Origin of the sequence: Sphingobium agrisoli (assembly GCF_041877245.1) — a bacterium.
Classification (GTDB): Bacteria; Pseudomonadota; Alphaproteobacteria; order Sphingomonadales; family Sphingomonadaceae; genus Sphingobium.
The window spans coordinates 52,159-74,804 of record NZ_JBHDJI010000008.1 but is presented as its reverse complement, the minus strand read 5'-3'; the positions used below and the strand labels follow the sequence as shown (position 1 = coordinate 74,804).

At 66.5% G+C, this 22,646-nt stretch carries 22 protein-coding genes; 14 read left to right on the top strand and 8 right to left on the bottom strand.

What is annotated here, in order from left to right:
- Nucleotides 1-10 precede the first annotated feature (10 nt).
- Entirely contained in the window at nt 11-892 is an 882-nt protein-coding gene (locus ACETPF_RS14010; RefSeq protein WP_373935136.1) for a DMT family transporter, read from the bottom strand.
- Nucleotides 893-978: 86 nt separating this feature from the next.
- Between ACETPF_RS14010 and ACETPF_RS14005 the strand changes: the two genes are divergently transcribed.
- From ACETPF_RS14005 to ribH, 6 genes are all read left to right on the top strand, one after another.
- A complete protein-coding gene (locus tag ACETPF_RS14005; protein WP_373935135.1) occupies nt 979-2,061 on the top strand; it encodes an alkene reductase in 1,083 nt (360 codons plus the stop codon).
- A 44-nt stretch (nt 2,062-2,105) separates the two neighbouring features.
- Nucleotides 2,106-2,564: a hypothetical protein gene (locus ACETPF_RS14000; protein ID WP_373935133.1), complete on the top strand. Its 459-nt coding sequence runs from the start codon at nt 2,106-2,108 to the stop codon at nt 2,562-2,564.
- A 17-nt stretch (nt 2,565-2,581) separates the two neighbouring features.
- A complete protein-coding gene (ribD, locus tag ACETPF_RS13995; RefSeq protein ID WP_373935132.1) occupies nt 2,582-3,553 on the top strand; it encodes a bifunctional diaminohydroxyphosphoribosylaminopyrimidine deaminase/5-amino-6-(5-phosphoribosylamino)uracil reductase RibD in 972 nt (323 codons plus the stop codon).
- Nucleotides 3,554-3,593: 40 nt separating this feature from the next.
- Nucleotides 3,594-4,205: a riboflavin synthase gene (locus ACETPF_RS13990; RefSeq protein WP_373935131.1), complete on the top strand. Its 612-nt coding sequence runs from the start codon at nt 3,594-3,596 to the stop codon at nt 4,203-4,205.
- A 69-nt stretch (nt 4,206-4,274) separates the two neighbouring features.
- Entirely contained in the window at nt 4,275-5,564 is a 1,290-nt protein-coding gene (gene ribB / locus ACETPF_RS13985) for a 3,4-dihydroxy-2-butanone-4-phosphate synthase (protein ID WP_373935130.1), read from the top strand.
- A 15-nt stretch (nt 5,565-5,579) separates the two neighbouring features.
- A complete protein-coding gene (ribH, locus tag ACETPF_RS13980; RefSeq protein WP_373935127.1) occupies nt 5,580-6,005 on the top strand; it encodes a 6,7-dimethyl-8-ribityllumazine synthase in 426 nt (141 codons plus the stop codon).
- A gap of 104 nt (nt 6,006-6,109) precedes the next feature.
- Here ribH and ACETPF_RS13975 read toward each other — a convergent pair whose 3' ends face one another.
- The 4 genes from ACETPF_RS13975 to ACETPF_RS13960 all read right to left on the bottom strand — a co-directional run bounded on the left by ACETPF_RS13975 (nt 6,110) and on the right by ACETPF_RS13960 (nt 12,696).
- Nucleotides 6,110-6,787, bottom strand: a complete 678-nt coding sequence (locus tag ACETPF_RS13975) for an energy transducer TonB (protein WP_373935125.1) — start codon at nt 6,785-6,787, stop codon at nt 6,110-6,112.
- A gap of 166 nt (nt 6,788-6,953) precedes the next feature.
- On the bottom strand, nt 6,954-8,219 hold the full coding sequence (locus tag ACETPF_RS13970) for a DUF445 domain-containing protein (protein WP_373935124.1): 1,266 nt from the start codon (nt 8,217-8,219) through the stop codon (nt 6,954-6,956).
- A gap of 59 nt (nt 8,220-8,278) precedes the next feature.
- Nucleotides 8,279-11,443: an efflux RND transporter permease subunit gene (locus ACETPF_RS13965; protein ID WP_373935123.1), complete on the bottom strand. Its 3,165-nt coding sequence runs from the start codon at nt 11,441-11,443 to the stop codon at nt 8,279-8,281.
- Between the two features lie 80 nt (nt 11,444-11,523).
- Nucleotides 11,524-12,696: an efflux RND transporter periplasmic adaptor subunit gene (locus tag ACETPF_RS13960; protein WP_373935122.1), complete on the bottom strand. Its 1,173-nt coding sequence runs from the start codon at nt 12,694-12,696 to the stop codon at nt 11,524-11,526.
- A 206-nt stretch (nt 12,697-12,902) separates the two neighbouring features.
- Between ACETPF_RS13960 and ACETPF_RS13955 the strand changes: the two genes are divergently transcribed.
- Nucleotides 12,903-13,151, top strand: a complete 249-nt coding sequence (locus ACETPF_RS13955; RefSeq protein WP_373935121.1) for a GlsB/YeaQ/YmgE family stress response membrane protein — start codon at nt 12,903-12,905, stop codon at nt 13,149-13,151.
- Nucleotides 13,152-13,214: 63 nt separating this feature from the next.
- Here the strand turns inward: ACETPF_RS13955 and ACETPF_RS13950 are convergent, their stop codons facing one another.
- The 3 genes from ACETPF_RS13950 to ACETPF_RS13940 form a co-directional block, all read right to left on the bottom strand.
- Nucleotides 13,215-13,469, bottom strand: a complete 255-nt coding sequence (locus ACETPF_RS13950; RefSeq protein WP_373935120.1) for a GlsB/YeaQ/YmgE family stress response membrane protein — start codon at nt 13,467-13,469, stop codon at nt 13,215-13,217.
- A 198-nt stretch (nt 13,470-13,667) separates the two neighbouring features.
- Nucleotides 13,668-13,967 (bottom strand): CtrA inhibitor SciP, encoded by a 300-nt coding sequence (gene sciP / locus ACETPF_RS13945; RefSeq protein ID WP_328278998.1) that lies wholly within the window; start codon nt 13,965-13,967, stop codon nt 13,668-13,670.
- Between the two features lie 61 nt (nt 13,968-14,028).
- Nucleotides 14,029-14,370 carry a hypothetical protein gene (locus tag ACETPF_RS13940; RefSeq protein ID WP_373935119.1) on the bottom strand — a complete coding sequence of 114 codons (342 nt, stop codon included), beginning with the start codon at nt 14,368-14,370 and terminating at the stop codon, nt 14,029-14,031.
- A gap of 309 nt (nt 14,371-14,679) precedes the next feature.
- Here ACETPF_RS13940 and ACETPF_RS13935 point away from each other — a divergent pair, with 309 nt between their 5' ends.
- From ACETPF_RS13935 to ACETPF_RS13905, 7 genes are all read left to right on the top strand, one after another.
- A complete protein-coding gene (locus tag ACETPF_RS13935) occupies nt 14,680-15,540 on the top strand; it encodes a GNAT family N-acetyltransferase (protein WP_373935117.1) in 861 nt (286 codons plus the stop codon).
- The gene (locus ACETPF_RS13930) at nt 15,537-17,000 is read left to right on the top strand and encodes an NAD-dependent succinate-semialdehyde dehydrogenase (protein WP_373935116.1); all 1,464 of its coding nucleotides are present in this window, start codon (nt 15,537-15,539) and stop codon (nt 16,998-17,000) included. The genes ACETPF_RS13935 and ACETPF_RS13930 overlap by 4 nt, the downstream gene beginning before the upstream one ends.
- Before the next feature lie 13 nt (nt 17,001-17,013).
- The gene (locus ACETPF_RS13925) at nt 17,014-18,084 is read left to right on the top strand and encodes a tartrate dehydrogenase (protein WP_373935114.1); all 1,071 of its coding nucleotides are present in this window, start codon (nt 17,014-17,016) and stop codon (nt 18,082-18,084) included.
- A gap of 114 nt (nt 18,085-18,198) precedes the next feature.
- A complete protein-coding gene (locus ACETPF_RS13920) occupies nt 18,199-19,611 on the top strand; it encodes an aspartate aminotransferase family protein (protein WP_373935113.1) in 1,413 nt (470 codons plus the stop codon).
- Nucleotides 19,612-19,629: 18 nt separating this feature from the next.
- Entirely contained in the window at nt 19,630-20,133 is a 504-nt protein-coding gene (locus ACETPF_RS13915; protein ID WP_328279010.1) for an Lrp/AsnC family transcriptional regulator, read from the top strand.
- 5 nt (nt 20,134-20,138) lie between these two features.
- Entirely contained in the window at nt 20,139-21,305 is a 1,167-nt protein-coding gene (locus ACETPF_RS13910; RefSeq protein WP_373935112.1) for a M20 aminoacylase family protein, read from the top strand.
- Nucleotides 21,306-21,430: 125 nt separating this feature from the next.
- The gene (locus ACETPF_RS13905) at nt 21,431-22,636 is read left to right on the top strand and encodes an acetyltransferase domain-containing protein (protein ID WP_373935111.1); all 1,206 of its coding nucleotides are present in this window, start codon (nt 21,431-21,433) and stop codon (nt 22,634-22,636) included.
- Nucleotides 22,637-22,646: the final 10 nt, after the last annotated feature.

The following is a 22,646-nucleotide window of genomic DNA, read 5'->3' as shown; positions in this document are numbered from 1 at the left end:
GACCGCCAATCTAGGCGCGCGCGGGCAGCCGCACAAGCACCAGCGCGGCGGCGACCGCCACCAACCCGGCCATGTCCCCGGCGCTCAGCCACTCGCCGAACAGCAGCCACCCCAGCACCGCCGACACCGCCGGCTGAAGCAGGAGGCTGAGGCCAAGCACCAGTGGCGAGAACCAGCCGACCGCATAGGTCAGCAGCCCCTGTCCGACAAGCTGGCTCGACAGCGCGAGCAGGATCAGCGGCGTCCAGTTGCCCGGCATCACCTGCTCCTTCAGCGCCAGCGCGCACAGCAGCAGCGCCGGCGCGCTCGCCAGGCTGGACCCGGCCAGCACCGACCAGCTGTCCAGCCGCCCGCGCGCGCCCTGCACGATCAGCAGATAGGCGGTGTAGAACAGCCCGGCGAGGATGCAGAGCAGGTCGCCGTGGAGGTTGCGGATCGACAGTTCGTAGCTGCCCGCCATCATCACCATCATGCCGCCCGTCGCCAGCGCCAGCGCGATGGCCTGATTGCGGTCGGGCCGCTGGCGCAGCACCAGCAGCGCCCAGGCGGGCAGGAACAGCCCGCTCATATTGCCGAACACGGTGGCGTTGGCGACCTTGGTATAGAGGATGCCGACATGCCAGGCGGCCAGGTCCGCGGCAAAGACGATCCCCGACAGCGCGAGCGCACCCCATTCGCGCGCCGTCGGCGGGGTGCGCCGCCATCCCCGCGCCGCGAGCAGGCAGAGGAAGGGCAGGGCGATCGTCACCCGCCAGAAGGCGGCGGCGACCGGCCCCACATCGGCGAGCCGCACCAGTACCGCGCCCGCCGGCAGGATCAGGTTGGCGAGAATGAGCGCCGGGAACGCGAGACGGGGGGTTGCCATATGGGCGACAGGGGTTGAAGTCTGCATCGCGGCTCCCTAGCTGGCTTTCCGCAGCACGTCCCGTTGCATATTGCAACTATATTGGCATTTTGTGCGTATAAGGGGAGATTTCCGTGACGACCCTGTTCGATCCCATCCAGCTCGGCGCGATTTCCGCGCCCAACCGCATCCTGATGGCGCCCTTGACCCGCGCGCGCGGCACCCGCGATCATGTGCCCACGCCCATCATGGCCGACTATTACGCGCAGCGCGCCGGCGCGGGCCTTATCATCAGCGAGGCGATCGGCATTTCGCGGCAGGGTCTGGGCTGGCCCTATGCGACGGGCCTCTGGAACCAGGGTCAGGTCGATGGCTGGCGGCGCGTCACTGACGCGGTGCACGACGCGGGCGGGCGGATCGTCGCGCAGCTCTGGCATATGGGCCGGCTGGTCCATTCGAGCGTCACCGGCGAGCAGCCCGTCTCCTCCAGCCCCGTCGCCGCGCCGGGCCATGCCCATACCTATGACGGCAACCAGGACTATGAGACGCCGCGCGCGCTCCAAGTCTCCGAAATCCCGCAGTTGCTCGACACCTATGCCGTCGCCGCGCGCAATGCGGTCGCGGCCGGCTTCGACGGGGTTCAGCTTCACGCCGCCAACGGCTATCTGATCGACGAATTCTTACGCAACGGCGCCAATGCCCGCGACGATGATTATGGCGGCAGCCCGGAAAACCGGGTCCGCCTGCTGCGCGAAGTGGTCGGCACGCTGACCAGCGCGATCGGCGCGGACCGCACCGGCGTCCGCCTCTCGCCCAACGGCAACAGCCAGGGCACCGACGACAGCGACCCGCAGAGCGTTTTCCCGGTCGCGGCGCAGGCGCTCGACGCGCTCGGCATTGCCTTCCTCGAACTGCGCGAGCTGAAGCCCCACGGCACCTATGGCGCCAGCGAAGTACCGCCCCTGTCGCCGATCATCCGCCAGCAGTATCGCGGGCCGCTGATCCTCAACAGCGACTTTACGGCGGAAACGGCTCAGGCTGCGCTCGACAGCGGCGTCGCCGACGCCATCGCCTTCGGCCGGCCCTTCCTCGCCAACCCCGACCTTGTGGAGCGCCTCCGCACCGGCGCGCCGCTCAACGCGCCGAATCCCGCGACCTTCTACGCCAGGGGCGCGGAGGGCTATACCGACTATCCCGCATTGGCGCCGGTGGCGTAAAAGCGCCTTTTGCATCAGCCATCGCCATGCCCTATATGCGGGGCATGGCGATCTTTCCCCGTCCCGTTTCTCCCAAGAGCGCGCTCGGCGACTTCTGGAGCTATTTCCGGCAGCAGCGGAAGCATAAATGGCCGCTGCTCGGCCTGTCGGCGGCGCTGACCTGGGTCATCGTGTGGACCTTCGTCATCGACGCGAACACCAACACGATGCCGACGCGGAACAAGATCATCTATGTCGAAAGCTGGGACGCCAACCGCTCCGACGCGGCGATCATCCTCCAGCAGAAGATCGACTTCGCCAAGCGCGAAGCGGCGCTCATCAAGCAGCAGCAGAAGATGCAGGGCTTTGCCGACGCCTTCGGCATCGAATGGCGCGACGAGGAAAGGCGCAACACGGCAAAACGCAAGGAAGCGGTGAAGGCGATCGACGCGATGCTCGACGAGCGGCTGGCAAAGGCTGAAGCGGCGGAAAAGAGCCCGAAGGCCGGGGCTGCCCAGCCCTGAGCCGCCTTCCTTCACCGATGGACGACCGGCGCTTGATGGCCGCCGCCATCGCCCTGTCGCAGCGCGGACGCGGCCTTTCCACGCCCAATCCCAATGTCGGCTGCCTGATCGTGCGGGACGGCCATATCGTCGGGCGCGGCTGGACCCAGAAGGGCGGCCGCCCCCATGCCGAGGCGCAGGCGCTGGAGCAGGCGATGGACCAGGCGCAGGGGGCCACGGCCTATGTCACGCTCGAACCCTGCTTTCACCTGTCCCCGCGCGGGCCGCGCTGCGCCGACCTGATCGCGCGGGCGGGCATCGCCCGCGTGGTGATCGCGCTGCGCGATCCCGATCCGCGCACCGACGGGCAGGGCGCGGCATGGCTGCGCGACCGGGGCGTCACGGTCGAGATGGGCCTGATGGCGCAGGAAGCGGCGCGCGCCATGGCCGGCTTCGTGCTGCGGCAGACGCTGGGGCGGCCGCATGTGACGCTCAAGCTCGGCCTGTCGCTCGACGGGCGGATCGCGCTGGCCGACGGGCGCAGCCGCTGGATCACCGGGCCGGACGCGCGGGCGCATGCCCATATGGAGCGGTCCCGGCACGACGCGATTCTGGTCGGTGGCGGCACGCTGCGCGCCGATTCGCCTCGGCTCGATGTGCGGCTGCGCGGCCTTGAGGATCGCTCGCCGCGCCGGCTGCTGCTGAGCCGCAGCGATGCGCCGGCCGGATGGGAGCGGATCGCCGCTCCGGAAGAGATCGCGGGGCTCGACCGGGTGGACCATCTGCTGGTGGAAGGCGGCGCGGGCGCGGCGGCGGCCTTCCTGCGCGCGAATCTTGTCGACCGGCTGCTGCTGTATCGCGCGCCGATCATCGTGGGGGACGGGCTGGCCGGGATCGGCCACATCAACCTCACCGATCTCGGCGCGGCGCACGGGCGCTGGCGCCTGGCGGACAGGCGCGCGCTCGGCGTCGACCAGCTGGAGGTTTACGAGCGGGTTCGGAGCGCTTAAGGCCCCACGCAATTGCGGATGTGGTAACGGGGTAAGGCATATGTTCACCGGCATCATCACCGATATCGGCACGATCCGTGCCCATGATCAGCGCGGCGACCTGCGCCTTGTCATCGGCTGCGGCTACGACATGGAAAGCGTCGCCATCGGCGCGTCCATCGCCTGTTCGGGCGCGTGCCTGACCGTGGTGGAGAAGGGCGCGGACTGGTTCGCGGTCGATCTGTCGGCGGAAACGGTGGCGCGCACCGCGCCTGGCCTGTGGGACGAAGGCGGCCGGCTGAACCTCGAACGCGCGCTCAAGGTGGGCGATGAACTGGGCGGGCATATCGTCACCGGCCATGTCGATGGCCTCGGCACGGTGGTCGGCGTCTGTCCGGAAGGTGATTCGCACAAGGTCGGCTTTGCGGTGGATACGGCCCTCGCCCCGATGATCGCGGCCAAGGGCAGTATCACGGTGGACGGCGTATCGCTGACCGTCAACGACGTGCGCGATGTCGAGGGCGGCGCGCATTTCTCGGTCAATCTCATCCCCCACACCTGGGATGTGACAACGCTTGGCCGGCTGGCCGAAGGCGCACAGGTCAATCTGGAGATCGACGTACTTGCCCGCTACCTCGACCGTATGCAGGGCCTTCGCAATCGCACAATGTGATTGCGGCTTGCAATTTTCACATTACGATGTGATATGACGGCCATCCCCTTAGCGGGAAGGAGTCTTATCATGTCGTCCGCGCTTCTCGATACCGTCCGCAGCCTCGTCACCGATGGCGGCATGTCCCGATCCGGCCTGGCCCGCGCCGCCGGACTCCACGCCAATTCGCTGCGCCGGCTGGGGGAGGCCGACTGGAACCCGACCGCCGACACGCTTGGCAAGCTGGAAACCTATATCCTGAAGCGCGAGGGCGGCACCGCGCTCGCGAGTCCCGAAGAGATCATCAACGAAGCCCGCAACGGCCGCATGTTCATCCTGGTCGACGATGAAGACCGGGAGAATGAGGGCGACCTCGTCATCCCCGCCCAGATGGCGACCCCCGACGCGATCAACTTCATGGCGACCCACGGGCGCGGCCTCATCTGCCTGGCGATGACGAAGGACCGCGTCGATCATCTCGGCCTTGAACTTATGAGCCGTAACAACGGCACGCGGCACGAAACCGCTTTCACCGTGTCGATCGAGGCGCGCGAGGGCGTGACCACCGGCATTTCCGCCGCCGACCGCGCCCGCACCATCTCGGTCGCGATCGACGGGTCGAAGGGCCGCGCCGACATCGTGACGCCCGGCCATGTCTTCCCGCTGGTGGCCAAGGACGGCGGCGTGCTCGTCCGCACCGGCCATACCGAAGCGGCGGTGGACGTGGCGCGGCTCGCCGGCCTCAATCCGTCGGGCGTCATCTGCGAAGTGATGAAGGACGACGGCACCATGGCGCGCCTCGACGACCTCATCCCCTTCGCCGCCAGGCACAAGATGAAGATCGGCACGATCCGCGACCTCATCGCCTATCGCCGCCGCCACGACCATATGGTCGAACGCCGCGCGGAAACGACGTTCGCCAGCAAATGGGGCGGCGACTGGAAAGCGATCAGTTTCTACAATCGCGCCACCCGCACCGAACAGATGGTGCTGCAAAAGGGCCATGTCGTGCCCGACCAGCCGACCCTGGTGCGGATGCACCAGTTGTCGCTGATGGACGACATCTATGGCGCACAGGGCAAGCGCAGCGACCTGCTGGCGCGATCGATGGAGATCATCGGGCGCGAAGGATCGGGCCTCATTGTGCTGCTGACCGGATCGGACGAGAGTGATTTTCTGTCCCGATCGATCATGCGCTACGCGGCCAAGGGCGCGGTCCCCGGCGACATGGACGAACTGCGCAACTATGGCGTGGGCGCGCAACTGCTTGCGGAACTCGGCGTGCATGACATGATCCTGCTGACCAACAGCCACCACAGCCTGATCGCGCTCGACGGCTACGACCTCTCGGTGGTCGGGCAGCGCCCGATCGAACTCTGACCAAAGGACATAAGGATGGCGAAATTCCTGATCGTCGAGGCGCGCTTCTACGACCATCTGAACGACCTGCTGATCGCGGGCGCAAAGGCGGCGCTGGACGATGGCGGCCATCGGTACGAAGTGGTGACGGTGCCCGGCGCGCTGGAGATACCCGGCGCCGTTGCGTTGGCGGCGGAGACCGGCCGCTATGACGGCTTCATCGCGATCGGCGTGGTGATCCGCGGCGAGACCTATCATTTCGAGGTCGTCTCGAACGAAAGCGCGCGCGGCCTCATGGCGCTCAGCATGGACGGCATCGCCATCGGCAATGGCATCCTGACGGTCGAGAATGAGGAACAGGCGCTGGTCCGCGCCCGCCCCGACCAGAAGGACAAGGGCGGCGAAGCGGCCAAGGCCGCCATCGCCATGCTCGCCCTGCGCGAGAAATTCGGCGTGGCGTGAAGCGGGCCTGCCCCCTCATCGACATTCCCGAGTCAGCGGGTTGGCCGGAGGCATGTGACTTCGGCCAACGCGCCTAGGCGGGGATGAAGGGGGGAAGCCTCGGCCTACCGATCGGTCAAAGTGAAGCGCACCGTCAGCACCTTGGTGGAGGGCACCGGAACGCCGTCCCGCGTGGCGGCGCGGAACCGCCATTTCCGCAACGCGTGACGCTCGGTCGCCAGCCAGAAGCTTTCGTCGGTCGCGCTCACCTTCTCGATCGCGGTGACGCGCCCTTCGGCGCTGATGCTGACCCGCACCGTCACCTTGCCTTCCACCTGCTGCCGGATCATCGCGCCCGGATAGTCGGGCTGAAACGCGGGCAGGGCGCGCGGGTCGATCTGCGGCTCGGTCAGCACCGGATCGGGGATCGGTGGTGGAGGCGGGATATAGGGCGGGGTGAGCGGGGCGCTCCCGATCGGGTCTCCGGTGCCGGTGAGCGGCGGATCGGACGGCATCGACACCTCCGGCCGGGGGGCAGTCGGCCGCTCGGGTCGCGGCTGGGCCGGCGTCTTGCTGTCCACCGGCTGCGGCGGCGTCGGTTGTGGCTCGGGTGGCAGCGGAATATTCTCCGTCACCAGCGGCGGCGGTTGCCGCACGATGTCGATCACCTCCTTGGGAATCAACAGAAACGCCCCCACCACCAGCGCATGGACGGCAACCGTGCCGCCCAGCCCCAGCGACGACTTGCGTCCCGCGCCATATCGCCCCTGTACCATGTCGCCATTCACGCTCATGAGTCGCATCGTCCGGCTCCTCTTGTCCTGCGCATCCTCTCCTTATCGCCGTGCGCCGATGACTCGGCTTATTACCGCGATGAAATGATACAACATCATTTTATGATATGTTGCAACATTAAATTTGAGTGATCGAAAACCGCCAAACAACTGTCCAGCTCGCTGTACTGATCGCTCAGAACGCCACGTCGATCGCGTGGATCGCAAGGCCGACCAGACCGCCGACCAGCGTGCCGTTGACGCGGATATATTGCAGGTCGCGGCCCACCGCCTGCTCCAGCCGGCTCGTCACCGTGCCCGCGTCCCATCCGCGCACCGTGTCGCTCACCAGCCGGACGATCGCGTCGCCATAGCTCGCCGTCGCGCCCACCGCCGCCCGGCGCGCAAACCGGTTGATGACGACGCGCAGCCGCGCCTCCTGCTGCAATGTCGCGCCCAGCGCCCGCACCGCCTCGCCCAGCCGGCCCGCCATCGCCTGCCCCGGATCGCGCACCCCCCGCAACAGCCCGGCGCGCGCCTGCTCCCACATGCCCTCGATCCACCGCTGCATCGCCGGATTGTCGAGTATCTCGTCGCGTATGCCGGCGACCTTGGCCTGCATCTCCAGATCGAACTGAAGGTCGAAGGCGAGCTTCGCCATGCCTTCCTCGGCCTTCAGGCGCAGGCTATGTCCGGGGTCGGCGGCCATCTCCGCCAGCATCTTGCGCAGGCCCGACAGGATCGCATTTGCCAGATTTTCGTCCAGCCCGGTCCAGCGCAGCACCTTGCCCGCGCGTTCGGAGATCATCGCGCGGATCAGATGCTCGTTCGCCTCCAGCGCCTTGTCGGCCCAGTGGACGATGCCGTCCATCACCGGCCCGTGCCGCCCGTCGCGCATCGCCGCCTCGATCGCCTGGCCGATCAGCGGGGCGAGGTTGAGCGCGCGCAGCCGCTGGCCGATCGCGCCCTTGACCATCCCGCCCAGCCGCTCCTGGTCCAGCGCCTCCAATATGTCGGCGGCCAGCCGCGACGCCCCTTCGCGCAGCCGCCCGTCACCGCCGGAGGGACTGGCAAGAAACCGGCCCGCCGCCGCCGCGACATCCATGTGCCGCATCCGCCGCGCGACCACGGCGGGGGTCAGGAAATTGTCGCGCAGGAACACCGCCAGCGTATCGCCGATCCGGTCCTTGTTGCGCGGGATGATCGCGGTGTGGGGAATGGGCAGGCCGAGCGGATGCCGAAACAACGCCGTCACCGCGAACCAGTCGGCCAGGCCGCCCACCATTGCCGCTTCGGCGAAGGCCTGGACAAAGCCGATCGCGGGGTGGAGATGCGCCGTCGCCCGGGCCAAAGCGAACAGCGCAGCCATGGCGATCAACATCCCCGTCGCCACGACCCGCATCCGCCGCGCCGGGTGCGGGGCAGGGGCGTCCTTGGCGTGGGGCAGGCGAAGCATCGTCATGGCCGCATAACGGTTACGCCGCCGTTTCGTTCAGGCAAGCCCCGTTCGGCTCCCCGGCGTTATTCCGCCGGCTGCGCGGCTCCGCCGCCATGCTTATGCTCGGGCCGGTAGGTCAGCAGGCCGCGGCCTAGGCGCGGGCCGATCCACGCTTCCAGCCCGATCGCCAGGCTGAACACCGCCGGCACGATCACCAGCGTCAGCACGGTCGACAGGATGAGCCCGCCGATCACCGTAACGCCCATCGGCGCGCGCCACGCGCCGTCGCCCGAGAGCGAGATGGCGGTCGGCACCATGCCCGCGACCATCGCGACCGTCGTCATGACGATCGGCTGGGCGCGCTTGTGCCCGGCATCGATGATCGCCTCTTTCTTGGGCACCCCCTTCTCCATCTCCTCCAGCGCGAAGTCGATGACGAGGATCGAGTTTTTGGCGACGATGCCAAGCAGCATCAGCAGGCCGATGAACACCGGCATCGACAGCGGCTGGCCCGCGATATGCAGCGCGATCGCACCGCCCAGCGGCGCGAGCAGCAGCGACCCCAGATTGACGAAGGGCGGCATGATCCGCTTGTAGAGCAGCACCAGCACCGCCAGCACCAGCAGCACGCCGGAAAACACGGCGATTATGAAGTTCTGGATCATCTCCATCTGCCACTTGGCGTCGCCCGCGTTGATCTTCTGCACGCCTTGGATGCGGCCCTCGTTGATCGCCTTCATCGTCGGCAGCGCGTTGATCTTCGCCGTCGCCTGGCTGGTCACAAGCCCCGGCGCAAGGTCCGCGCCCACCACGACGCGACGAATCTGGTTGTAGCGGCGGATCTGCGTCGGCCCCGCCCCGAAACTGATATCGGCGACGACGCGCAACGGCACCGATCCGCCCGATACCGTCGGCACCGGCATGTTTTGGATGGTCGAGATATCCTTCCGGCTGTCTTCGGACAGCGACACCCGGATCGGAATCTGCCGGTCGGACAGCGAGAATTTGGCGACATTCTGGTCGATGTCGCCGATCGTCGCGATGCGGATCGACTGGCTGAGGGCAGCGGTCGTCACGCCCATGCTGGCGGCCAGGTCCAGGCGCGGCTTGATGATGATCTCGGGCCGCTGCATGTCGCCCTGCACCCGCGGATCGCGCAGCTCCTTCAGGCCCGCCATCTCCTTGACCAGCTGGTTGGCGGTCTTTTCCAGCAGCACCGGATCGTCCGACCCGAACATCATGATGACGTCGCGGCCGAAGCCGCCGCCCGACTGCGACTGGAAATTGACCCGGGCGTCGGCGATGGTCTGGAACTTGGGCGCCATTTGCCGCTCCCAGTCGACCGAAGACAGTGGGCGGTCCTTCTTGAGCGTCAGGAAGATGTCGGCGTTGGTCGTATTGATGTCGGCGAAGGCGGCATCGACCGTGTCGGTGTCGGCCGCCAGCATGTCCGCCACTTTGCGCGTGACGGCCGTCGTCTGCGCCAGCGTGCTGCCCGGCACGGTCTCGATCTTCACCTGGCTGAAATCGGTGTTGATCGTCGGCTGGAACGTCATCGGCAACGTGGCGAACGCAATGATCGTGCAGATGAAGGCGAGCACGCCCGCGCCCAGGGTCCAGACGCGATGGTCGGTGAAGAAGCCGGCGACCCGGTTGCGGAAGCCGCCCCGCGCCCGGCGTTCCTTCGCCTTGCGGTCCTCCAGCGACCAGCGCAATATGCCCATGTACCGGTCCATCAGCCAGCCTTCGCCGTGCGTCTCCTCTCCATGGGCCTTCAGGAAATAGGCCGCGATCATCGGCGTGATGAGGCGCGCGACGGCCAGGCTCATGAGGACCGAGACGACCACGGTCATGCCGAACTGGATGAAGAATTGCCCGGCAAGGCCCGGCATCAGCGCGACGGGCAGGAACACCGCGACGATCGCCATGGTGGTGGCGAGCACGGCAAGGCCGATCTCATCGGCGGCGTCGATCGACGCCTGATAGGCGCTTTTGCCCATCCGCATGTGCCGGACGATATTCTCGATCTCCACGATCGCGTCGTCCACCAGCACGCCCGCCACCAGGCTCAAAGCCAGCAGCGAAATGCCGTTGAGCGTGAAGCCCATCATGTCCATGAACCAGAAGGACGGGATCGCCGACAGGGGAATCGCGAGCGCCGAGATCATCGTCGCGCGCCAGTCGCGCAGGAACAGGAAGACGATGACGACCGCCAGCACCGCGCCCTCGATCATCGCGGACATGGCGCTGTGATATTGGCCGCGGGTATATTCGACGCTGGTGTAAAGCTCCTTGAACTGGACCTTGGGATTTTCCTTCTTCAGCTTGTCCAGCACCTTCATGGCTTCGTCATAGACGGTAACGTCCGACGATCCCTTTGCCTTCTCCATGCTGAAGCTGGTGACCTGGCGTCCGTTCATCAGCGACAAAGTGCGCTGCTCCGCATACATGTCCCGCACCTGCGCCAGGTCGGACAGCTTGACTGTGCGCCCGCCCGAAATCGCGATCTGGGTCTCGCCCAGCGACCGGGCGTTGCGCGCGTTGCCGAGCACGCGGATCGACTGTTCCGCGCCGGCAATTTCGGTGCGGCCGCCGGCGGCATTCAGGTTCACCTGCTGCAACTGGCCGTTCACCTGCGCGGCGGTGACGCCATAGGCCTGGAGCTTGGCGGGATCGAGGATGACGCGGATTTCACGGCTGACGCCGCCGCCGCGATTGACCGCCGCCATGCCGGAAATCGCCAGCAACCGCTTGGCGACCGTATTGTCGACATACCAGGACAGTTCCTCCAGCGTCATGTCGGTCGCTTCGGCGCTGAAATAGGCGATCGGCCCGCCATCCACGTCGATGCGGCGGACCTGCGGCTCCAATATGCCGTCGGGCAGGTCGCTGCGGATCTGGTCGACGGCGTTCTTGACGTCGTTGACGGCGCGGTCGACCGGGGTGCCGATCTGGAACTGGACGTTGGTCAGCGACTGTCCTTCGGACGCGAAGGACGTGATGTCCTCCACCCCGCTGATGCCGCGCACGGCGGCCTCGATCCGCTGGGTGACCTGGGTTTCGAGTTCGGTCGGCGCGGCACCAGGCTGAACCACTGTCACGCTGACCATCGGGAAGCTGACGTCGGGATTGTTGTTCACGTCCATCCGCATGAAGCTGACCAGCCCCGCCAGCACCAGCGCGGCGAACAGCACGAGCGGCGTGACCGGATTGCGAATTGCCCAGGCGGAAATATTGCGAAAACTCATGACGCGCTTCCTTTGCCGGACGCCGGTCCACCGGGCGCCCGTATCCTTCATCTGCGGCGGGTGAGCTTACGCCCGGCCCGTCAGCCGCCCTTTGCCAGTTCCGGCTTCACCTTCTGCCCCGGCGTCAGGAAGGCGCCGGCCGACGTCACGATCTTTTCCGCGCCGGTAATGCCGCTGGTCACCGCGACCCCGGCGTCGGACACCTGCCCGACGGTCACGTTGCGCCGTTCCACCTGATCCTTGGCATTGACGATATAGACGAAGCTGCCCTTGTCGTCGCTCTGCACCGCCGATTCGGGCAGCAAGGGCGCGCTGCCCGATCCGCTGGTGATGAGCGCGGACGCAAAGCCGCCCGGCCGCAAGGCGCTGTTATAGGGCAGGCCGATGCGGGCGATGCCCTGGCGCGACTGCGGATCGACCACCGGCGACACCTGCCACACCCGCCCGGTAAAACCCTGGCTCGACCCGATCGGGGTCACCGTGGCGCTGTTGCCCGGCCGGATTGTCAGCAGGTCGCTTTCGGCCACCTGCGCGCGCATCTCCATCTCCCCGCCCTTGGCGAGGCGGAAGAGGACGGCGCTGCCCGCGCTGACGATCTGGCCCGGCTCGACGCCGCGCGTCAGCACCAGTCCCGCCGCCGGCGCGCGGATGTCGAGCCGCCCGGTGCGGGCGCGCTGTTCGTTGAGCTGCGCGATGGCGACATTGACGCGCGCCTGCGCGGCGTCGCGCGTGGCAGTGCGCTGGTCGATGTCGGCGGCGCTGATGAAGCCGCGCGATACCAGCGCCTTGGCGCGGTCCAGCTGCGCCTGGGCGAGCTTCGCATCGGCGCGCGCCACCTCGACCTGGGCGGCGAGCGAGCGGACCTGCTCCGCCTGGACCGACCGTTCGACGCTCGCCAATATCTGGCCCGCGCGCACCCAGTCGCCCGGCTGCACCATGACCCGCGTCACCATCCCGCCTTCGCCGACGACGCCGACGGGCATATCGACCCGCGCCGCGAGCGATCCGGTGGCGCTGATCGTGCGCGCGACGGTGGACTGGCCGGGACTGGTGACGGTGACGACCGGCGCGGTCGCACCGGCGGCGGGCGCAGCCGTTTCCTTGCCGCCATACATCGAGATGGCGGCTGCCGCCGCGACCAGCAGGGCCGCCCCCACGCCGCCGACCAGCAGCAGCCGCTTGCGCCGCCGGCGCGCGGCGTCCTCGTCGATGACGATCATCGTGTCGCCCATCAGCTGCGTCTCGTAATTCATGCCGTATCCGTCTTTCCGGCGCATTGCCCCTGTTGCGGAGCTGTGTTATATGAATATAGCACCCCGCTCAACCCCATTTATCATGCTTCATGGGCAGACGGCAGAGCCATAATGATCCGCACGAGGGCGCTTGTGCATGGCGGAACGAAGGCGCATCCTTCGTTCGATGAGGGGTGCGTCTGTCGGGCGGGGGAGAGGAGCGCGGCATGGATTTTCTGGGATGGATATTCGTCGGCCTGCTGGCGGGTGCGCTCGCAAAGCTCGTCATGCCGGGCCGCGATCCCGGTGGCTGCGTCGTCACCATCTTGCTGGGGATCGCCGGCGCGCTGCTCGCCGGCTTCGTCGGCCGGCTGGCGGGCATCTACCGACCGGGGCAAAGCGCGGGCTTCATCGCCGCCGTTCTGGGCGCGATCGCCGTCCTCGCCATCTATCGCTGGTTTGCCGTGCGCCGATGATGCGCACAAAAAAGGGCCGCGCTTGTCGCACGGCCCTTTTGAAACAGTCTGGCGAACCGGTGCTTAGCGCACCGAGCCGCGACGCACGAGGTTGACGATCGCCAGCAGGATGATCGCGCCGACCAGCGACACGAGGAAGCTGTAGACGGTCAGACCTTCGTTGATCGAACCGCCGCTGAAGATCAGACCGCCGATGAAAGCGCCGACGATGCCGACCACGATGTTGAGCAGGATGCCCTGCTGCGCGTCGGTCCGCATGACCATGCTGGCGAGCCAGCCAATGACGCCGCCGACGATAAGCCACAGAATGATGCCCATGATACTCTCCTTGCCACGCCCCCAGCGGGTTGGGTGCAGGGTTTAACGGCCGATATTCCGTCGCGTTCCATGGTCGCAAAAATGATTCCGGCCCGGAAACCATCTGCCCCGGCCGCCGTTATTCACGCCCCCGAAACGAAAGGGGCCGCCGGACTTTCGTCCAGCGGCCCCTCTCAACCCGTCAGCGCGTGGCAGCGGTCAATATTTCTGCTGCCGTTCATAGAGGGACTTATAATATTGGATGCGCGTGACGCGCAGGCCATGCATCCCGGACCGGTCGACCGCACGCTGCCAGCCGGCAAATTCCTCCAGGGTCAAATTATAGCGTGCGCAGGCTTCATCGACGCTCAGCAGCCCGCCATTGACGGCGGCCACCACCTCGGCCTTGCGGCGCACCACCCAGCGCGTCGTGTCCGACGGCGGCAGGCTGTCCAGCGTCAGGGGCTCCCCGAGCGGCCCGACGACCTGGGCGGGCCTGATTTTCTGGTTCTCGATCATTCTTACCCTCAATATGCGGCACTGGCGTTGTCGAAATCGGCCGTGCAGACCTTGATACACATCAGCCCTGAACAGGGGCTAAAGCGCCACGGTAAACACCGCCTTCATCTTCCTTTGCCCCGATTAAACGGCTCGCGATCAACGGGTTGAAGCTTCCCGTCAGACGCACGGCTTCGATCATGCCGCCGGAGCGCGGCGCGAAAATTCCCGCCAGCTCCTGGATCCAGTCATCGCCCCCGTCCTGCCCCCGCAGAACGCCCGCCACCGCCTGCGCGGTAGGGCTGGCCGCCTGCGCCGCCGCCGTAGCGGCCCGCAGAAACGGCCAGGCCGGCACCTTTGGCCGACCGGCGGGGCGGGTTGCACCGGGCTTAAGCCCACCACCCCGGAGGAAACTGAGATCCATGGCTCCCTTCTACGCGGCAATGGATAAGGGTCGGTAAATGAGGTGAAAGGGCGATGGCTCGTCTGGACGGCGCAAACCCCCATCTGGTCCCGATCGGGCGTTTCGCGCGGAATATTTTGTTAACCTTTGCCCGAGCGGCGCGACACGGGTTCGGGCGGCATCCGGTGCGGGCGGCGCGGTCCATCACGCGCCATAATGTTCCGAAAACGGGCGCAAGCCGGCAGCCAATGCTTGGGACGGGTCGCTATCTCTCGGGCCAATCGATCTTTACAGGAGCCACAGGCGGCCTCGATCCGCCGGGGAGTAAGCATGGCGACAAGCATGGAAACGATGGTACGGCTGCGAGCGATGACGGTGGACGATCTGCGCGCCGCGCAGTCCCTCTCCAACGCCAGGAAATGGCCGCACCGGATCGAGGATTGGGACATGCTGCTCGGCCTCGGCTTCGGCTATGTCGCGGAAAGCGAGGACGGGATCGTCGGCACGGCGATGGCGTGGCTATACGGCGCGGACGCCGCGACGCTGGGCATGGTCATCGTGTCGCCGGATGTCTTGGAGCCGGGCGTCGACCGACGGCTTATGGACGCGGTTCTGGATGATCTTGGCGGGCGTACCGTGCTGCTGAGCGCGCCAGGAGAGGAGGAAGAGCGACTGTTCGCGGGAATGGGATTCGCCGGGATCGGCGCGGTGTTCCAGCATCAGGGCGCGGCCTTTTCCGTGCCGATCGCGGCGCTCCTCCCCGATGAACGGGTGCGTCCGCTCGGCGCCAAGGATATGCCGGTTCTGCACGAGCTTGCCCGCCGGGCGAGCGGCATGGACCGCGCCGCCCTGCTCGACGCGCTGGTGCCCGGCGCGCAGGCGGTGGTACTGACGCGCGACAACGAGCCGGTCGGCTTCTCGCTCTTCCGCCGATTCGGCCGCGGCCATGTCATCGGCCCGACGGTCGCGCCCGATACCGGCGGGGCCAAGGCGCTGATCTCGCACTGGCTCGGCTCGCAATCCGGCAGCTTCTGCCGTCTCGATATTCCCGAAGACAGCGGCCTTGGCGACTGGCTGGCTGAGCTAGGCCTGCCCCGCGTGGGCCAGGTGACGCGCATGGCGCGCGGCCGCCCGCCGCAGGCCGATCCTTCGGTACGAACCTTCACACTCACGACGCAGGCGCTCGGATGACCCTTTCACTCAACAATCCCGCTCTTCTGGTCCAGCACGCCTATATTGGCGGGCAATGGGTCGGCGCTTCCTCCGGCGCGACGATGCCGGTCGACAATCCCGCGACCGGCGCGATCGTCGGCACGATCCCCGATTGCGGCGAAACGGACACTCAGGCCGCGATCGACGCCGCGCGGGCGGCCTGGCCGGCGTGGCGCGCGCGGACGGCGGGGGACCGCGCCGCCTTGCTGGAGCGCTGGTATGCGCAGGTGATGGACAATGTCGCCGATCTCGGCCGCATCATGACCGCCGAGCAGGGCAAGCCGGTCGCGGAAGCCGAGGGCGAGATACGCTATGCGGCGAGCTTCATCAAATGGTTCGCGGAGGAAGGCCGTCGCATCGACGGCAGCATCATCCCCGCGCCCGAAGCCAACCGCCGCATCCTGATCCTGAAAGAGCCGGTTGGCGTGTCGGCCGCGATCACACCCTGGAACTTCCCCGCGGCCATGATCACCCGCAAATGCGCGCCAGCGCTGGCGGCGGGATGCCCGGTGGTGGTGAAGCCGTCGGAGCTCACGCCCTTCAGCGCGCTGGCGCTGGTCAAGCTGGCCGAGGAAGCGGGCTTCCCGGCGGGCGTCATCAACATTGTCACCGGCCAGGCCGCGCCGATCGGCGGGGTGCTGACCGCCAGCGAGACGGTGCGCAAACTCTCCTTCACCGGATCGACCCGCGTTGGCGCGCTGCTGATGCGGCAGAGCGCGGACACCATCAAGCGCCTCAGCCTCGAATTGGGCGGCAACGCGCCGCTGCTGGTGTTCGACGACGCCGACCTCGACCTGGCGGTGGCCGCCACGATTGCGAGCAAGTTCCGCAACGCGGGGCAAACCTGCGTCTGCGCCAACCGCATCCTGGTGCAGGACGGCGTCTATGATGCCTTCGCGCAGAAGCTGGCGGCGGCGGTTTCGGCGCTCAAAGTCGCGCCTGGCGATCAGGAGGGCAGCACGATCGGTCCGCTCATCAACCGCGCGGCGGTCGAGAAGGTCTCCGCCCATGTCGATGATGCGCTGGCCCATGGCGCGACCATCTTCGCCCAGGCGCCCGAGGGCGCGACGGGCGAGCGGTTCGCCACGCCGCTGATCCTCACCGGCGCGACGCGCGACATGCGCCTCGCCAGCGAAGAGACGTTCGGCCCGGTTGCGCCGCTGTTCCGCTTCCATGACGAGGCGGAAGGCATCGCCCTTGCCAACGACACGAGCTTCGGCCTCGCCAGCTATTTCTACACCGAGAACCTGCACCGCGCCTTCCGCGTCGGGGAACAGCTGGAGGCGGGCATGGTCGTGCTCAACACCGGCGGCATGGCGATGGAGATGGCGCCCTTCGGCGGGATCAAGCAATCGGGCCTGGGCCGCGAAGGCGCCCATGCGGGGATCGAGGAATATCTCGAGACCAAGGCGTTCCACATCGGCGGGCTGAAGCTCTAAGGGCAGGGATCACATGGCGCACACCTACAAGATTTCGGTCATTCCCGGCGACGGCATCGGCAAGGAAGTCATGCCCGAAGGCATCCGCGTGCTGGAGCGCGCGGCCAGCCTCTATGGCTTTGCGATCGAGCAGACATGGCAGGATTTCGCCTGCTGCGACTATTATGCCCGGCACGGCCAGATGATGCCGGACGACTGGAAGGAACAGATCGGTTCGCCCGACGCCATCTTCTTCGGCGCGGTGGGCTGGCCCGACACGGTGCCCGACCATGTCTCGCTCTGGGGATCTTTGCTTCAGTTCCGGCGCGAATATGACCAATATGTCAATTTGCGTCCGGTCCGCCTGATGCCCGGCGTGCCCTGTCCGCTGGTCGGGCGGGAGCCGGGCGACATCGACTTCTGGGTCGTGCGCGAGAATACGGAAGGGGAATATAGCGCGGTCGGCGGCAAGATGTTCGCGGGCACGGATCGCGAGGTCGTGATCCAGGAAACGGTCATGACCCGCCACGGCACCGATCGGGTGCTCCGCTACGCCTTCGATCTTGCCGCGACGCGGGAGCGCAAGCATGTCACCTCCGCCACCAAGTCCAACGGCATCGCCATCACCATGCCCTGGTGGGACGAGCGGGTGGAGGAGATGGCGAAGCATTATCCCGCCGTCACCCACGACAAATATCATATCGATATTTTGACCGCACAGTTCGTGCTGAACCCCGACCGGTTCGACGTCGTGGTGGCGTCCAATCTGTTCGGCGATATCCTGTCCGATCTCGGCCCGGCCTGCACCGGCACGATCGGCGTCGCGCCATCGGGCAATATCAACCCGGACCGCACCGCACCCTCCTTGTTCGAGCCGGTTCACGGTTCCGCCCCCGACATCGCTGGAAAGGGCATCGCCAACCCGGTCGGGCAAATCTGGTCGGCGGCGATGATGCTGGAACATCTGGGCGAAGGCGAAGCCGCCGCCGCGATCATGCGCGCGATCGAGACCGTGCTGGCGGAGCCGGGGCTGCGCACCGGCGATCTCAAGGGTAAGGCCACGACCGAACAGTGCGGCCGGGCCGTCGCCGACGCGCTCAGCTGAAGCGGCAGAGGCACGGCAGATTATGCCGCGCCGTTCCGGCTAAAGACGTGTGTCGCGCCGCCGCATGGCGCAACTTGGGCTTTCCCTCCGCGCCGCGCGCCTAGTCTGGTCGGCATGACCACAATGGCGAGCCCGCTCATGACGCTGCATTCCAACCGGTCGATCCTCGACATCGACCGCGACCATCTGATCCACCCCGTCACCTCCTTCCGCGCGCATGAAGCGCGGGGCGCGACCATGCTCCAGAGCGGCAAGGGCATGTGGCTGACCGACATGGACGGGCGGGAACTGCTCGATGCCTTTGCCGGCCTCTGGTGCGTCAATGTGGGCTATGGCCAGGATAGCATCGTCGAGGTCGCGGCCGAGCAGATGCGCCGGCTGCCATACGCCACGGGCTATTTCCATTTCGGCAACGAGCCCGCCGCCCGCCTGGCGCAACGGCTGGTGGACCTCAGCCCCGATGGCCTCGACCATGTCTATTTCACGCTCGGCGGGTCGGACGCGGTCGATGCCGCCATCCGCTACATCACCCATTATCACAATGCGATCGGCAAGCCGCAGAAGAAGCAGTGCATCGCGCTCGATCGTGGCTATCATGGATCGACCAGCACCGGGGCGGGCCTGACCGCACTCGCCAATTTCCACCGCAATTTCGACCTGCCGCTGCGCTGGCAGCATCATATTCCATCGCCCTATCCCTATCGCAGCGATCTGGAGGGCGATGATGCCGCGATCATCGCCCGGTCGGTGCAGCAACTGAAGGACAAGGTGGCGGAACTGGGCGCGGACAATGTCGCCGCCTTCTTCTGCGAACCGATCCAGGGGTCGGGCGGCGTGATCGTGCCGCCGGTCGGCTGGCTGAAGGCCATCCGCGCCACCTGCGACGAGCTTGGCATATTGATGGTCGCGGACGAAGTCATCACCGCCTTCGGCCGCACCGGCCCGATGTTCGCCTGCGAAGGGGAGGGGGTCACGCCGGATCTTATGACCGTCGCCAAGGGGCTGACCTCCGGCTATGTGCCCATGGGCGCGCTGCTCATGTCGGACAAGGTGTATCAGGGGATCGCGGACGGCGCCGCGGCGGACGTGGTGATCGGCCATGGCGCGACCTATTCGGGGCATCCGGTGAGCGCGGCTGTGGGCCTCGAAGTGCTGCGCCTCTATACCGAAGGCGGCATATTGGCGAACGGGCAGAAGGTCGGGGCGCGCTTCGCGGCGGGCCTTGCCGCCATTGCGGATCATCCGCTGGTCGGCGACACGCGCGGTCGTGGCCTGCTCGGCGCGATCGAACTGGTCGCGGAAAAGGACAGCAAGGCGCAGTTCGATCCGGCGCTCAAACTGCCCGATCGCCTCTTCGCAAAGGGCTACGCCAACGGCGTCATCTTCCGCGCGTTCGGCGACAATATCATCGGGCTCGCGCCCGCGCTCTGCGCATCGGACGAGGAGATGGACATGATCTTCGCGCGCATCCGCAAAACGCTGGACGACCTGCTGGAAGAGGCGGATATTCGCGCTGCGGTCAGATAAGAAAAAGGGGCAACGGGCATGCTGGGCGGACCTAAGCTGGACAGGATCGACCTCAAGATCCTCACGCAGTTGCAACAATCGGGCCGGGTCACCAATGTCGAGCTGGCCGATGCGGTCGGCCTGTCGCCCAGCCCCTGCCTCACCCGCGTCAAGCGGCTGGAGAAGGCCGGCTACATCACCGGCTATGGCGCGCATATCAACCTGCACAAGCTTGGCGAGTATCTGACCGTCTTTACCGAAGTGACGCTGGCCGAGCATCGCTCGGGCGACTTTTCCCGCTTCGAGGCGCGCATCCGCAAGCTCGACGAGATCGTCGAATGCCATCTGGTGAGCGGCGGCTATGATTATCTGCTGAAGTTCGTGACGCGCGGCGTCGCCCATTACCAGTCGATCGTCGAGGGGATGCTGGAAAGCGATTATGGCATCGAGAAATATTTCAGCTACGTTGTGATCAAGTCGCCCTTCATCAAGCATCATTATCCGATCCAGCATCTGTTCGGCGAACAGCGGCACGGGGCATGACATCGGTGAGCGATCTTTCCGATCTTATCGATCCGCTCGTCGCCTTCCGCCGCGATATCCACGCGCACCCGGAACTCGGTTTCCGCGAACATCGCACTGCGGGCCGCATCGCCGAGCAGCTGCGCGCGCTGGGGCTGGAGGTGCATGAGGGGATCGGCCGCACCGGTGTCGTGGGCGTGCTGCGCAATGGCGATTCCGGCCGCAGCATAGGCCTGCGTGCGGACATGGACGCGCTGCCGATCGATGAGCAGACCAACCTTCCCTATGCCAGCCGCACGCCGGGGCAATTCCATGGCTGCGGCCATGATGGCCATGTCGCCATGCTGCTGGGCGCGGCGCAGCATCTGGCGCGCACCCGTCGCTTCGATGGCACGGTGAACTTCTTTTTCCAGCCGGCCGAAGAGGGCCATGGCGGCGCGCGGGAAATGGTGCGGGAAGGGCTGTTCGAGCGTTTCCCCTGCGACCGCGTGTTTGCCCTTCACAACTGGCCGGACCTTCCCGCCGGCACCATCGCCACCCGACCCGGCCCGATCATGGGTGCGGCCGACAAGTTCGAGATCAGGCTGGAGGGGCGCGGCGGTCATGCCGCCATCCCGCAGGATACGCCCGACGCGATCCTTGCTGCCGCAGCATTGGTGCAGCAATTGAACGCCATCGTCTCCCGCCGGGTTGCGCCGACCGCGTCCGCCGTCCTGTCGATCACGCAGATCCATGGCGGCCACACCCATAATGTGATCCCCGCGACCGTGACCGTTTCCGGCACCGTGCGCACCTTCGACTCGGCGGTGCAGGATCGTATCGAGGCGTCGGTCCGCGAGATCGCCGCCGGCGTCGCGCTGGCGGGCGAAGTCACGGCGAGCGTCGAATATACCCGTTACTATCCCGCGACGATCAACGATGCAGAGGCCGCGCACGAAGCGCTGGCCGCCGCCGCGGCCGTCGGTGAAGCCCGGATCGCGCCCGATCCCGCCTTCACCTCCGAAGATTTCGCCTTCATGCTCCAGGCATGCAAGGGTGCCTATATCTGGCTGGGGCAGGCGAAAGCCCCCGGATCGCCGCCGCTGCACAACCCGCATTATGACTTCAACGACGATGTGCTGGAACTGGGCGTCCGCCTCCATGTCGCGCTGGTCGAGCGGCATTTGGGGGGCGGCGAAAGCGCCGCGCTATAATATTTCACGCGAGGGAGCCGGGCCGGCAGGAAGCGCCGGGCGGGGGCCAAACTCGATATACGCCGCTTTGTAACATCCGCATGATCGGCATGGAACGATGCCGCTTGGCGACAGGGGAAGGGCAGATGGCTAGCAATGCTTCGATGACACAGGCTATGGTCACTCCGGTCGCGACCCGGACGCCGGCGGCGGCAGTCGCCGGCCGGCTCCAGAATATCGACGCGCTGCGCGGCTTCGTCATGGTGCTGATGCTGCTCGACCACCTGCGCGAGACATTTTACATCCATATCCCGGTGACCGATCCGATCGATGCGACCACCATCCTGCCGGCGATGGGGTTCGCGCGGTTTGCCGTCAGCTTCTGCGCCCCGATCTTCGTCGCGCTGACCGGGCTGGGCGTCTATCTGTTCAGCATCCACCACACGGCGCAAGAAACGACCGCCTATCTGCTCAAGCGCGGCCTGCTGCTCATGGCGCTCGAACTGTTTCCGCTCTCCCTCTTCTACTGGGGGATCGTCCCTCAACCCACCTTATGGATGCAGGTCATCTGGTGCATCGGCCTGTGCATGATCATCCTGGCGGCGCTGCGACACCTGCCGCGCCCGGCGCTGATCGGCCTCGGACTCGCCCTGGTTTGTCTTCACAACCTGCTCGATCCGATCCGTCTGACGCCGGACGACCGATTCTTCCCGCTCTGGGCGATGCTGCACCAGCGCGACACCTTCCCGCTGGCATTCGGCCTTGTCGCCAAGACGACCTATCCCATCCTGCCATGGGTCGGGGTGATCCTGCTCGGCTTCGGCATCGGCCCCTGGTTCCGCGATGATGTACCGGCCGACGTACGCCAGCGGCGCTTGCTCGTGCTGGGCTTCGGCCTGATAGGCGCCTTCATCGCGCTGCGCCTGCTCAACGTCTATGGCGACAAGCCGTGGTTCGTGGTCGAAGGCGATCCGGTGCGCACGCTGATCAGCTTCATTTCGCTCACCAAATATCCGCCTTCTCTGCTGTTCCTGCTGCCCACGCTGGGCGGTGGCGCGCTGCTGCTTGTGCTGTTCGATCGCTTGAACGGCTCGGGGCTGATTGCGGCGCTCGCGGTGTTCGGCGGCGCGCCAATGTTCTTCTACATCCTCCATCTCTTCGTGCTGCGTATTCTCTACCATAGCGCGCTGGCGATCTGGGGGCCGAACCAGGGCCAGTATTTCGCGTTCGACAACTATAACTGGGTGTTTGTCTGGTACGCGGCGATGATCCTGCCGCTCTATATCCCGACGGCCTGGTATTCGCGGCTGAAGCGGCGCCGCCGCGACATCGCCTGGCTGAAATATTTCTGATCATGGACAG

Coding starts and splice junctions, on each gene's coding strand:
- ACETPF_RS14010 (WP_373935136.1), bottom strand. CDS start 892: ATGCAGACTTCAACCCCTGTCGCCCATATGGCAACCCCCCGTCTCGCG.
- ACETPF_RS14000 (WP_373935133.1), top strand. CDS start 2,106: ATGGCGATCTTTCCCCGTCCCGTTTCTCCCAAGAGCGCGCTCGGCGAC.
- ribD (WP_373935132.1), top strand. CDS start 2,582: ATGGACGACCGGCGCTTGATGGCCGCCGCCATCGCCCTGTCGCAGCGC.
- ACETPF_RS13990 (WP_373935131.1), top strand. CDS start 3,594: ATGTTCACCGGCATCATCACCGATATCGGCACGATCCGTGCCCATGAT.
- ribB (WP_373935130.1), top strand. CDS start 4,275: ATGTCGTCCGCGCTTCTCGATACCGTCCGCAGCCTCGTCACCGATGGC.
- ribH (WP_373935127.1), top strand. CDS start 5,580: ATGGCGAAATTCCTGATCGTCGAGGCGCGCTTCTACGACCATCTGAAC.
- ACETPF_RS13975 (WP_373935125.1), bottom strand. CDS start 6,787: ATGCGACTCATGAGCGTGAATGGCGACATGGTACAGGGGCGATATGGC.
- ACETPF_RS13970 (WP_373935124.1), bottom strand. CDS start 8,219: ATGACGATGCTTCGCCTGCCCCACGCCAAGGACGCCCCTGCCCCGCAC.
- ACETPF_RS13965 (WP_373935123.1), bottom strand. CDS start 11,443: ATGAGTTTTCGCAATATTTCCGCCTGGGCAATTCGCAATCCGGTCACG.
- ACETPF_RS13960 (WP_373935122.1), bottom strand. CDS start 12,696: ATGAATTACGAGACGCAGCTGATGGGCGACACGATGATCGTCATCGAC.
- ACETPF_RS13955 (WP_373935121.1), top strand. CDS start 12,903: ATGGATTTTCTGGGATGGATATTCGTCGGCCTGCTGGCGGGTGCGCTC.
- ACETPF_RS13950 (WP_373935120.1), bottom strand. CDS start 13,469: ATGGGCATCATTCTGTGGCTTATCGTCGGCGGCGTCATTGGCTGGCTC.
- sciP (WP_328278998.1), bottom strand. CDS start 13,967: ATGATCGAGAACCAGAAAATCAGGCCCGCCCAGGTCGTCGGGCCGCTC.
- ACETPF_RS13940 (WP_373935119.1), bottom strand. CDS start 14,370: ATGGATCTCAGTTTCCTCCGGGGTGGTGGGCTTAAGCCCGGTGCAACC.
- ACETPF_RS13935 (WP_373935117.1), top strand. CDS start 14,680: ATGGCGACAAGCATGGAAACGATGGTACGGCTGCGAGCGATGACGGTG.
- ACETPF_RS13930 (WP_373935116.1), top strand. CDS start 15,537: ATGACCCTTTCACTCAACAATCCCGCTCTTCTGGTCCAGCACGCCTAT.
- ACETPF_RS13925 (WP_373935114.1), top strand. CDS start 17,014: ATGGCGCACACCTACAAGATTTCGGTCATTCCCGGCGACGGCATCGGC.
- ACETPF_RS13920 (WP_373935113.1), top strand. CDS start 18,199: ATGACCACAATGGCGAGCCCGCTCATGACGCTGCATTCCAACCGGTCG.
- ACETPF_RS13915 (WP_328279010.1), top strand. CDS start 19,630: ATGCTGGGCGGACCTAAGCTGGACAGGATCGACCTCAAGATCCTCACG.
- ACETPF_RS13905 (WP_373935111.1), top strand. CDS start 21,431: ATGGCTAGCAATGCTTCGATGACACAGGCTATGGTCACTCCGGTCGCG.